The organism is Peptoniphilus sp. BV3C26 (assembly GCF_000478985.1).
GTDB lineage: Bacteria > Bacillota > Clostridia > Tissierellales > Peptoniphilaceae > Peptoniphilus_B > Peptoniphilus_B koenoeneniae.
On sequence record NZ_AWXB01000015.1, the window covers coordinates 1 to 11,484 of the forward strand.

At 32.5% G+C, this 11,484-nt stretch carries 12 protein-coding genes; 2 read left to right on the top strand and 10 right to left on the bottom strand.

Annotation, left to right across the window (positions count from 1 at the left end):
• Positions 1 to 303 precede the first annotated feature (303 nt).
• From HMPREF1253_RS01620 to selD, 6 genes are read right to left on the bottom strand one after another with little or no spacing between them, the layout of a single operon-like run.
• The gene (locus HMPREF1253_RS01620) at positions 304 to 1,053 is read right to left on the bottom strand and encodes an NADPH-dependent oxidoreductase (RefSeq protein ID WP_023055061.1); all 750 of its coding nucleotides are present in this window, start codon (positions 1,051 to 1,053) and stop codon (positions 304 to 306) included.
• Between the two features lie 25 nt (positions 1,054 to 1,078).
• The gene (locus HMPREF1253_RS01625; RefSeq protein ID WP_369758365.1) at positions 1,079 to 1,969 is read right to left on the bottom strand and encodes a DMT family transporter; all 891 of its coding nucleotides are present in this window, start codon (positions 1,967 to 1,969) and stop codon (positions 1,079 to 1,081) included.
• Positions 1,939 to 3,066 carry an aminotransferase class V-fold PLP-dependent enzyme gene (locus tag HMPREF1253_RS01630; RefSeq protein ID WP_023055068.1) on the bottom strand — a complete coding sequence of 376 codons (1,128 nt, stop codon included), beginning with the start codon at positions 3,064 to 3,066 and terminating at the stop codon, positions 1,939 to 1,941. Before HMPREF1253_RS01630 ends, HMPREF1253_RS01625 begins: the two co-directional genes overlap by 31 nt.
• Positions 3,063 to 3,335, bottom strand: coding sequence for a DUF3343 domain-containing protein (locus HMPREF1253_RS01635; protein ID WP_023055064.1), 273 nt, complete (start codon positions 3,333 to 3,335; stop codon positions 3,063 to 3,065). Before HMPREF1253_RS01635 ends, HMPREF1253_RS01630 begins: the two co-directional genes overlap by 4 nt.
• Entirely contained in the window at positions 3,335 to 3,919 is a 585-nt protein-coding gene (yedF, locus tag HMPREF1253_RS01640) for a sulfurtransferase-like selenium metabolism protein YedF (RefSeq protein WP_023055053.1), read from the bottom strand. Before yedF ends, HMPREF1253_RS01635 begins: the two co-directional genes overlap by 1 nt.
• A complete protein-coding gene (gene selD / locus HMPREF1253_RS01645) occupies positions 3,916 to 4,914 on the bottom strand; it encodes a selenide, water dikinase SelD (protein ID WP_023055057.1) in 999 nt (332 codons plus the stop codon). Before selD ends, yedF begins: the two co-directional genes overlap by 4 nt.
• A gap of 65 nt (positions 4,915 to 4,979) precedes the next feature.
• On the opposite strand from selD, the gene mnmH reads away from it, so the two are divergent.
• Positions 4,980 to 5,999, top strand: coding sequence for a tRNA 2-selenouridine(34) synthase MnmH (mnmH, locus tag HMPREF1253_RS01650; protein WP_023055042.1), 1,020 nt, complete (start codon positions 4,980 to 4,982; stop codon positions 5,997 to 5,999).
• A gap of 32 nt (positions 6,000 to 6,031) precedes the next feature.
• On the opposite strand, the gene HMPREF1253_RS01655 is transcribed toward mnmH, so the two are convergent.
• Positions 6,032 to 7,123 (bottom strand): histidinol-phosphate transaminase, encoded by a 1,092-nt coding sequence (locus tag HMPREF1253_RS01655; protein WP_023055051.1) that lies wholly within the window; start codon positions 7,121 to 7,123, stop codon positions 6,032 to 6,034.
• Between the two features lie 71 nt (positions 7,124 to 7,194).
• On the opposite strand from HMPREF1253_RS01655, the gene HMPREF1253_RS01660 reads away from it, so the two are divergent.
• Positions 7,195 to 8,214 (top strand): low specificity L-threonine aldolase, encoded by a 1,020-nt coding sequence (locus HMPREF1253_RS01660; protein WP_023055036.1) that lies wholly within the window; start codon positions 7,195 to 7,197, stop codon positions 8,212 to 8,214.
• Between the two features lie 64 nt (positions 8,215 to 8,278).
• On the opposite strand, the gene HMPREF1253_RS01665 is transcribed toward HMPREF1253_RS01660, so the two are convergent.
• The 3 genes from HMPREF1253_RS01665 to HMPREF1253_RS01675 form a co-directional block, all read right to left on the bottom strand.
• Positions 8,279 to 9,295, bottom strand: coding sequence for a PTS transporter subunit IIC (locus tag HMPREF1253_RS01665; RefSeq protein WP_023055041.1), 1,017 nt, complete (start codon positions 9,293 to 9,295; stop codon positions 8,279 to 8,281).
• A 620-nt stretch (positions 9,296 to 9,915) separates the two neighbouring features.
• Positions 9,916 to 11,043 carry an alanine--glyoxylate aminotransferase family protein gene (locus tag HMPREF1253_RS01670; protein WP_023055047.1) on the bottom strand — a complete coding sequence of 376 codons (1,128 nt, stop codon included), beginning with the start codon at positions 11,041 to 11,043 and terminating at the stop codon, positions 9,916 to 9,918.
• A gap of 13 nt (positions 11,044 to 11,056) precedes the next feature.
• Positions 11,057 to 11,479, bottom strand: a complete 423-nt coding sequence (locus HMPREF1253_RS01675; RefSeq protein ID WP_155803717.1) for a hypothetical protein — start codon at positions 11,477 to 11,479, stop codon at positions 11,057 to 11,059.
• Positions 11,480 to 11,484: the final 5 nt, after the last annotated feature.

Consider the following 11,484-nt stretch of genomic DNA (forward strand, 5'->3'; position numbering starts at 1 on the left):
TATGATGAAAACTTTTTTGTCAACAGTTTTTTTTTTAATTAAAATTTCATTTTTTTAATTTTTTTCCTGCCTCGAAAAAAGTCAGCTTTAATAGTATATGCAGCCTTTGTTTTCTTGTCAACACTTTTTTTAAAAAATTTTTTAATTTTTTTTAATTTTTTGCTTTTGCGCTAAAAATAGGCTTTTCTTTGCTTTATTATCTTTATTTTTTAGTCTTTTTTATTAAAATTTCTAAATAAAAAAATCCTAAAGCCCTATAAACTTATTTTTCAAAGTTTATAAGACTTTAGGATTTTTATTTTTTTACTTTAAGCCTAAGTCAAAGCCTTGTTTTTTTATGGAATCTAATACTTTTCTTCTCTTTTCGTTAGCTTGTTCGTATCTAGTTACCACTTGTTTACTAAAGGAGTCGCTTCGTCTTCCCTCTGCCCTTGTGTCATAGTAGTGGGTCATTTCCATGTCATAGTCTTTTATCTTTTCAAGGTAAGAATCAAATTTTTTGTACTTATTTTCAAAAACTTTAAGTTCCATGGGCATTCTCGGTTTTATTTGAGGATCTTGATTGGGGTATCCCATTCCCAGTCCTACTACGGGAAAGGTAAGTTCGGGTAGGTCCAGAAGTTCTATTATTCTGTCATAGTCATTTAAAATGCTTCCAAAGTATACTGTTCCCAAACCTAAAGATTCTGCTGCAACTACCATATTTTGAGCAGCAAGGCAGGCGTCTGTAAAACCTTGAAAAAACCTGTCCATGTCCCTTGCTTTTTCAAGATTTTTTCCTTGTTCTTCCCCTATTTTTAAATTCCTATAATTATCAACTATAAAAATTAAAAGTTCCTTAACTCTTGAGGCATATTCCTGATTGCAAACCTTAGAAATTTCTTTTTTTAAATTTTCATCTTTTACTCTTATTATGGAGAAACTTTGCATTCCCGTTGATGTAGCAGTTCTGTTTGCAACTTCAAAAAGTTTTTTTAAGGTTTTGTCGTCTATTTCTTCTTCCGTAAATTCCCTTATTGATCTGTGCTTCAATTGGTTTTCAATGGTATTCATAATTTTTTTCTCCTTTCAGGTTTTCTTAAGTTTCTGCTTCTTGGACTTTTTTTGCCATTTTATAGTTGTAGTACCCTGCTCCTATTATCATTGCCATTCCTATTAGGCTTAAAGAATCCACTTTTTCTCCAAAACAGATAAGGCCTAAAATTATTCCTATGGGTATGGCGCTGAAGTTATATATGCTGACTTCTGATGCAGGAGCGTATTTGTAGGCAAGGGTTACGAAAAGTTGTCCTAGGCCTGCAGTGATTCCTATCATTATTAAAAGTAAGGCTTCTTTTAAGTCGGGAACTTGGAAATTTCCCACTATAAAGGGTAAACAGCCTAAGGTTGAGTAAAGTCCGAAATAAAATATTATAACTTCTGAACGTACTTTATTTTTAAGAACTCCCAACATTGTGTAGGCCAAAGATGCTCCTATGGCGGAAATTACAGCAATCATAGCAGGCCCCGGATCGTTTACTAAGTTGGGTCTTATTACTATAAACATACCTGCTATGGAAAGTATCAGGGCAAAAATTGAATAGCCCCTAAGCTTTTCTTTTAATATAAGGGCTGCAAATACCATAACAAAAAATGGACTCATTTTTGTTATGGCAGATACGTCTGCTATTGCCATATGATTAACGGCATAAAAGTTTGTTATCATTCCTAAAAATCCGAAGGTACACCTTAAAAATAAGGGCATTTTCCCATCTTCAACTTTTAAATTTTTAAGATTTTTTTCTAATGCCAAGGCTATAAACATGCCTATTGTTATTATTAAATTTCTGGAAATAAGTTGTTGAAATATTGGTATTTCAGCTGTATATCTTACAAATATATTCATAAGAGAAAAGAAAAAGGCCGATAAAAACATATAAAGAGCCCCTTTTTTTCTGTCTACTTTGATACTATCATCTCCTCTAAAAATTTTTTTAGTATATCTATTTCTTCTTTTGTATTAAATGTGGATAGGGATAATCTTACCATTCCTCTTTCTTCAGTGCCAGCTCTTTTGTGTAAAAGAGGAGCACAGTGGGAATTTGGTCTTGAACAAAGCTCAAGTTTTTCCCAAAGTATTTGGGAAACAAAGGCCGAGTCATAATCTAAAAGATTGAAGGATAAAATTGGAAGATGATTTTTTTCAAAATCTCCATATATTTTTATTCCTTCTATGTCTTTTAAAGAATTGTATAGGTAAGAGCTTAATTCTTCAAGTTTTTCATAGGGGGGATTTTTTAAAAGGTAATCCACTCCGGCTCCAAGTCCTATTATGGAATGGACATTTATCGTTCCATATTCAAATAGGTCTGGATAAATGTCTGGAGTGTGTCTTTCAAAGGATCTATAGCCGCTTCCTCCACTGAAGACTGGCTTAAATTTTTCAGAACTTCTATTTATTATGCCCCCTGTACCTGTGGGTCCATATAGGGATTTATGACCAGTAAAACAATAAATTGCATTTTCAAATTTGCTCAAATCAGTTTTTATTGCTCCGGCTCCCTGGGCTCCATCTATTATTAAAAGTAGCTTATGTTTTTTTGTAAAAGCATAAATTTTTTCCAAGTCGCTTATATTTCCCACTACATTGGAAGCCTGGGTTATTATAAGGGCCCTGGTATTTTTTCTCAAAAGTCCTTCCAAGTCCTGATATTTTAAATTAAATTTATCATCACAATCTAAAAAGCTTATTTCCATTCCCCTGTCTTGAAGTTGATAAAGGGGTCTTAAAACAGAATTGTGTTCTAAGACACTTGTGATTACATGGTCTTTTTCATTAAACAAGCTTTTTATAACTAAATTTAAGGAACTTGTAATGTTAGGGGTAAATGCAATGTCCATTGCTTCCACTCCGAAAAGTTTTGCAATGGACTTTCTAACTTGATAAATTTTATTCATGGCCGCTAATGCTGGTCCATAGGCTCCCCTTGAAGGATTTGCGTATTTTCCTGAAAGGGCATCTGACATGGCAACTTTTACTTCTCCCGGCTTTATTAAACTTGTTGCGCTGTTGTCAAAATATATCATAACTTTTCTATCTCCGGCAGGGCAAAGGTACAAGATCTGGGATTTCCATAGGTGAAGGTGTATCTTCCCAAAAGGTGCATATCTTTTTTGTCAAAAAGTTTTTCTATTTCTTCTCTATTTTCAAAGGGGCTTCTAAGACAAAAACCACAGCCCGACTGAACTTTTGAAGGAACAGGTATAAGCCTTGCTTCAATATTATTTTCTTTTAAAAGGTCATTAGCAGCTTCAGAATAATTTAAACCCTCAAAGGTATACACAATATATTTCATTAAGGTTTCACCACCCTGTAAGTGGCCATAAGCCTTGCTATTTCATACATATTAGTTATTGTTCCCACTTGAATTTTTTCTTTAAGACCATATTGACCGGCGCAAAGTCCGCAGGAAAAAATTTCAACTCCTCTTTCTTCCAAAAATTTTAAATCTTTTATGGAATCTTCCCAAGTTGCAGGAATATAAACTCCCTTATTGTAAAAAATTATTTTTTCAGGAAGGTGGTTTTGCTCAGTTAGGGCGTAGATAAAGCCTCCTAAAAGTTTTTTAGAAAAGTCCTCATCTCCTACTCCCATCATATCTGATGAAATTACAACTATATAGGCATCTGAACTTTCACTTACTTTTTTACTTTCTTTTTTTTCTCCATTTTGTGTAAATAAAACTTCAAAATCAGTCTTTGAATTTTCTTTTACCTTGGTAATATAGCCCATTTGTTCTGCTAACTTTGAAAGATTTTCTGTTGCAATTAAATTATCTACAAGAACTGTAAATTCTTTTTCCTTTTCATCTTCAATAAATTTTTTTGACATTATAACAGGTTTTGGACAAGGAATCCCCCTGGCATCTATAATTTTCATACTACTCTTATACCTCCCTCTTCTTCTATTTCTCCAATTCTTTTTAAAAATAAATTTTTTTCTCTAAATCTTCTCATGACTTGTTCGCCCTTTTCCCTATCTATGGTAAAGAGCAGTCCTCCCGATGTTTGTGGGTCAAATAGAAGTTCCTCCATGGCAAAATCATCTATTTCAAATTTTACATTTTTTAAATAATTTCTATTTCTTTGACCGCCTGCTGTAAATAAAAATTTTTTAGCTGCATCAAGAGCTCCAGGAATTTCCGGAATCATAGAAGAATAAATCCTGGCTCCATGATTTCCTATCATTTCATTTAAGTGGCCTAAAAGACCAAATCCAGTCACGTCTGTAACGGAAGATGGATTAAATTCTTTTAAGGCTTCGCCACTGTATTTGTTAAGGCTTATCATGGATTTTACCGCTTCCTCATAGGATTCTTTACTTGCCTCATTTTGCAAATAAGCTCCAGCAACTAAGGAAACTCCCAATTTTTTTGTAATAAAAATATAATCTCCCGGCTTTGAGCCTGTATTTCTCCAAATTTTTTCAGGATTTACCATGCCCGTTACGCTTAAACCATATTTTATTTTTTTATCGTGAATGGAATGACCGCCTGAAAGGGAAGCTCCGGCTTCTTTAACCTTGTCAGCTCCACCCCTTAAAATTTCTTGTAAAATATTTATGTCTTCCTCTTCTGGAAAGGCGACAATGTTAAGAGCTGAAATAACTTGTCCACCCATGGCATATACGTCGCTCATGGCGTTGGCAGCGGCAATTTGCCCAAATATATAGGGATCTTTTACCATAGGAGGGAAAAAATCCAAAGTGTTTATTATGCCAATTTCATCTGTAAGTTTTATGACGCAGGCATCGTCTTTTCCTTCAAAACCTACAATAATTTCCGGTCTTTTATAAATGTCCAAATTTTTTAAAATTTCATCTAAATTTCCGGCTCCTATTTTTGCATTGCAGCCTCCGCAAACTTCAAGTTCCACATTCTCATCTCCTTTGTATATTTTATCACAGTGTTGTAAAATGACAATGGAGGTCGGATAAGCCTATGTTTGAAGATAGTAAAATTGAAGATGTAATAGACAAAGATTTTATTTATATAGATTTAAGAAGCCCATCAGAATATAAATCTTCTCATATTGCAGGAGCTTTAAATTTGCCAATTTTAGATGATGATGAAAGAAAAATCGTCGGCACCCTTTACGATAATTCCCAAGTGGAAAAAGCAAAGCTTTTGGCTGTCAAATACGCCTCAGTAAAGCTTTCAGACTTTTATGAAAAAATTGTAAACCTTACAAAAGAAGCCACTCCTATTTTATATTGCTCAAGGGGCGGCATGAGGTCTGGAGTTTTATTTAATTTTTTAAGATCTATGAAAATCCCTGTGAAAAAATTGCATGGCGGCTACAAGGCTTATAGAAATTACCAAATTGAAGCCCTTAAAAAAATGACGGAAGAAATTGATTTTATAGTCCTTGACGGCTATACAGGTTGTGGAAAAACTCACATTATAGAGGAACTTAAAGGCCTGGGCCTTGATACTTTAAATTTGGAAAAATGTGCAAACCACAGAGGATCTATTTTAGGAGCTGTCCTTTTAAGTGACCAACCCTCCCAAAAACAATTTGAAACAAATATTTTTGAAGAACTTAGAAAGAGAAAATCAAACCTTGTTTTTGTGGAAGCTGAAAGCATAAGGATTGGAAAATTAAATGTTCCCAAATATCTTTTTGACAAATATAACTCTTCAAAGAGGATTTTAATCACTTCTTCCCTTGAAAAAAGGAAGGAAAGAATAAAAAAAGATTATGTTCATGACAATGACCTTGAATTAATTGACACTTTAAAAAATTTAAAAAAGCGTATTAATGAAAATCTTGTGGATCAAATGATAAAAGAAATAGAAAATAAAAACTATGACATAGTTATAGAAAGACTTATGGTAAATTATTACGATCCCCACTATAAAAGTTCAAACAAGACTTTTATTAGGGAATTTTTAAATGAAAATTCAAGGGATACGGCTTTAAAAATTAAAGAATTTTTAAATGAAAAAAATAAGATGTGAAAAAATCACATCTTTTTTTATATTTATTAAACTTATATCTTGTTCTTAAAAAATTCTTCAATTCCCCTTAATAAATTTCTGTTGTCCTCTGTTTTTAAAAGGCAAAATCTGAAAAAACTTTCATCTAAATTTTTAAAGGAGGCGCAATCTCTTATTACCATTTTTTCTTTTAGCAGATATTCCCTTAAATCTTTTGCACTTTTACCATTTAAGATTTTTCCCAAGATAAAATTTCCCTGAGATTCATAAACTTTAAGGTCTTTTATTTCTTTTAAATGGGAAATCATATATTTTCTTTCCTTGCTTATGTGCTCATAAACCCTTTCTTCATAATCCCTATCTAAAAACATGACTTTTCCCATTATTTCAGCAGCTATATTTACTCCCCAAAGGATAAGTTTTTTTGAAAAACTTTCTAAAACTTCTTCATTTCCGCTAATACCATAGCCAAGTCTTATTCCAGGACTTGCAAAAAATTTGCTTGTGGAACGGACTGCCAAAAAATTTTTATACTTTTTAATAAGTTCAAGGGAAGTATATCTTTTTATATCTGTAAATTCCACATAGGTTTCATCTATTAAAAAGTTGCAACTTTCATTTTTTAATAGGTCTTCTATTTCTTCTTTTGTAAAAATAGAACCTGTGGGATTGTTGGGATTTGCAAAGGCGAATAATTCTATTTTTTCATCTTTTATTATCTTTATAATCTCTTTAAGGTCAGCCTTAAAATTTCTTTCTTCTTTTAAATTATAATAAAATATTTGAGCATTTATTTTTTTAAGTTCATTTTCATATTCACTATAACAAGGGGACAATAAAAGGGCTTTTTTAGGATTTATAAGCCTTATATAGTTACAAATAAGCTCCGTTGTCCCTGAACCTAAGATTATATTTTCTTCATCTATTTTTGTGTAAGTTGATATGGAGTTTTTAAGGTCAAAATATTCCGGATCTGGATAAGTTGTAAATAAATTTAAATTTTCCTTTAAGTAATTTATAGCTTTTTCTGAATTTCCAAGGGGATTTATATTGGAAGAAAAATCCCTGATTTCTTTTACGTCAAACTTATATTTTCTTGCAAGTTCAAAGAGATTTGCTCCGTGACTGTCTTTTTTTATTTTCATAGTATCTTTCCCTTTCTTATTCTATAATGTAATTATATAAGTCATTTTGTTTTAAAACAACGGAGGTAGTTATGAAAAATTTTTTAAACGACTATAACGATAGAGGCCACGAAAAAGTTTATGACTTCTTAAGCAAGCTTCCCGAAAGGGGTTTAAAGGGTTATTCTCTTGATGAATATTCTTTTTCTGTAAGGGAAAAGTTGAAAAAAGAAATAGGAAGAGACGATATTGATGTGGAATTTGTTGCAGGAGGGACTGTGGCAAATATTGTATGTGCAACCCACACTTTAAGAAACTATGAAGCTATTGTTTCTGCAAAGACTGGACACATTGCCATCCATGAAAGTGGAGCTCTTGAAGCAACAGGTCATAAAATTATTACCTTAGAAAGTGAAGACGGAAAATTAAATCCCGAGCTTCTTTTAGATAGACTTTCTCTCTTCGGAGCTGAAAATGATGTTATACCAAAGATGCTTTATATTTCAGAAACTGCTGAAACAGGAGCTGTATATACAAAAGAAGAGTTAAAGGATCTTTATGAAGTTTGCCTACAATATGGACTTTATATGTTTATTGACGGTGCAAGACTTTCAGTCGCTCTTGCTGCAACAGGTATGACTTTAAAAGATATTTCAGAGGTTTGCGACATTTTTACAATCGGTGGAACTAAAAACGGGGCCCTTTTCGGAGAAGCTCTTGTTATTGTAGATGAAGACCTAAAGGAAAGATTTAGAAATCACATGAAACAAAAGGGTGCAATTATGGCAAAGGGCTTTATCCTTGCAGCGCAATTTGACGGACTTTTCGATCAAGGTCTTTATTATGAAATTGGAAAAATTGCCTATGAAAAAGCTATGACTTTAAAGAAAAAACTTGATTCTTTAAATATTTCCTATGCCTTTAAGCCTGAATCAAACCAAATTTTTGTTAAACTTTCAAAAGATCAAATTGAAGAACTTAGAAATAGACAAGTTTTATTTGATGTGGAAAATTTGGGAACAGATAAGTTCAATATAAGATTTTGCACTTGTTACAGGACAAGTGATGAAGAAATTGACGGCTTAATAGAAGATTTAAAAGAAATTTTATAAAATAAAAAAAACAGTTTATGGCTTTCGTTTTTCACGAAAAAAACCATAAGCTGTCTTTTTTTGTTTAAAAATTAAGTTTCATGTCCCCGTCTTTTATCCAATTTGCCTTTTTTAAAACCATATAAATTATATAACTTACTATGGCAGGCAAAATAATATGAAGAAGTATTATAAGTCCCAATAACTTTGTAAAAGGAACATTTTCCATGGCGGTAAAAGTTGCAATTTGTCCTACTAAACCACTGGTACCCATGCCACTTCCAAGAGGAGTATTCTCCATTTTAAAAACTAGAGTGGCAAGAGGCCCAAGTATTGCCGAAGCAAGAGTTGGCGGTATTAAAACCTTTGGATTTTTTATAATATTTGGCATTTGAAGCATGCTCGTTCCAAGACCTTGAGCAACAAGACCTTGCAGACCGTTGTCCTTAAAAGATGTTACAGCAAATCCTATCATCTGACAGGAACATCCAATAGTTGCAGCTCCGCCAGCAAGACCGGAAAGAGAAAGCATCATACATAGGGCTGCACTGGATATGGGAAGGGTTAAAACAATTCCCACTATAACGGAAACAATTATGCCCATTAAAAATGGCTTTTGATTTGTTGCAATCATTATTATACTTCCTATACCAGTCATAAATTTTTGAATATAGGGTCCTATAAAGGTGGCTACAGTTACTCCCACAAGAACTGTCACAACAGGAGTTATTACTATATCTATTTTTGTTTCCTTGCTTACAATTTTTGCAACCTCTACTGCAATTAAACTTGCTATATAAACTCCCATAGGTCCGCCCAGTTCATTTCCGCATATTCCTACAAGAGTTATGGAAAATAAAATTAAATTAGGTGCTTGAAGGGCGTAGGCTATGGAAACTGCTATTGCAGGTCCCGTTGCTTTTTGAGCTAAGGGCCAAATTGTCTTGCTTAAAAATTCTATGCCCAAGCTTTGTCCCAAAGTATTAAGTATAGTTCCTACCAAAAGACTTGCAAAAAGTCCATATGCCATTGCTCCCAAGGCATCTACAAAATAAATTTTCGGAGATAGGGAAATGCCCTTTCTCTTTAAAAAAGTTCTCATCATGTCCTCCTTTTTTTACGCTGTTTATTATTATACACCTATTTTCTCGAATGAAATAAGATAAAAAACGAGAAAGCAAAAATAAAAAGAAAAGATCAATTGAAAAAATTTTAAAATAAATTGAATAAAAAATTTTGAGTTTTTCTCCAACAAAAGACACGCGGACCGGTAAACCGGTCCCTAGGCCCCACAAAATCCCACGCATAAATTTATAGTAATTTTATCCAAACATGGAATCCACGCAGGAATGTGGGGTAAATTTATGCGAAGAGATTTCATAAGATTAAATCTTTACATATGAATGTAGGGACCAATTTATTGGTCCGGTCGCCGTAAGGCGAATTATTTGGAAACAAAATAAAAAACGAAAAAGAATAAATGGAGAAAATGTATGTTGAAAAATTTAAAATAAAATAAAAATAAAAATGTAAATTAAAATAAATTTTAAATCAAATATTTATTTTGTTCTCCCACATTATACACGCGGACCGGTAAACCGGTCCCTACAAGATTTTCAAGGGTTATTGTGAAAATAAATTTGTTTAAAATGAAAGGATTTCTTAAATAATTTAAAAAATCCATTGATTTTATTTTCATATTTTCAATGGATTTTTTGCTTTTTACTTATTTATTTCTTTTTCAAATTGATCTTTTAAGGATGTTTTTAATTTTACTCCCAATTCTTCAAATACTATGTCAAGCTTTTGGAAGAGCTCTATGAAATTTTCCTTGTTTATGTTGTTGCCCATATGACCTATTCTGAAAACTTTATCTTCTATGTCTTGAATACTTCCTGAAATAATCATTCCATGTTCTCTCATTTTTCTTGTGATTTCTCTTGCATCTATTCCTTCTGGGGATAAAACTGCTGTTACTGTGTTGGAGTGGGAGTCTAAGGGATAAAGTTTAAGTCCTGCTTTTTCTATGGTCTTTCTTGTTGATTCTGCATATTTTTTATGAAGGTTTATGGAGTCTTTTTCAAATAAGATGTCCAGAGCCATATTTAGGGCGTAGACTAAGTTTTCATTCATTGTATAGGGAAAATCAAAGGAGTCATAGGTGTAGTTGTAATAATTTTCAAAGTTTAAATAATAACTTGAAACTTTTGTTTTTCTTTTGGCTATTTTTTCTTTTGCCCTTTGTGAAATTGTTATTGTTGTAAGTCCTACTGGGGCTGAAAGACATTTTTGGCTTCCTCCTATTAAAATGTCAACTTTGTCTTCATCAAAGTTTATTTCTTCTCCACCTATTGCTGAAACTGAATCTACTATGGTTAAAATTCCTCTTTTATTTAAGGCTCCTGCTATTTCTTTTATGCTGTTTGTAATTCCCGATGGAGTTTCGCAATGAACGAAGGTGGCAATGGAAAAGTCTGAGTCTTTGTCTAAAAATTCATTTAATTTTTTAAGGTCTATTCCTCTTCTATAATCAAATTTAAGCTCTACTGCCTTGCCGCCGTATCTTTCTACATAATCGCTAAAGCCTTTTCCAAAATACCCGTTGTGAAGGACTAAAACTCTTTCTCCTCTTTCCATTAGGGAGCAAACTGCTCCTTCAAGACCCATAATGGCTTCTCCTAACATTAAAAATGAGGTTGCTTCTGTTTTTAAAAGTTTCGAAATCTTTTTTTCCACGTTTCTGTGAAATTTTGTATATTCAGGATCCAGGTCTGGGTTGGTTAAAAACTGACCCATTGCATCCATTACTCTTTTATCTATACTTGTTGGTCCTGCACATAATAATTTCATTTTTTTCTCCTATCTATTTTGTAAATTCATCAAAAAGTTTGTCAAATCTGTCACTGCTTGAGCCTATTATCTTATACCAAATTCCATCTATGGAAACAAAGGTGTTTTTTCTTAAAATTTCAATTTTCCCTCCGTTTTTCTTATATAAGTTTAAGACTCTTATTTCCGAGCTTTCTGAAGCGTCTTTAGTTGATTTTTTGCCTTTTATTTTTTTTATTGCTGATGCCATGACTTTTATTGATTGTTTGTCATTTACCGTTCTCATGGTTTCTTCTTTATATTTTACAAATTCAAGGTATTCTATATCCCTTGGATTTATTTTTATTATTCTGTTTTGAATGGCAAAAAAACTGCTGCTTATATAAATTAAAAAGGCTATTAGTAAAACAATTTTTATTTTTTTCTTGTTTTCCCTTTTCCTTTTTCTGTCAATCATTTTTT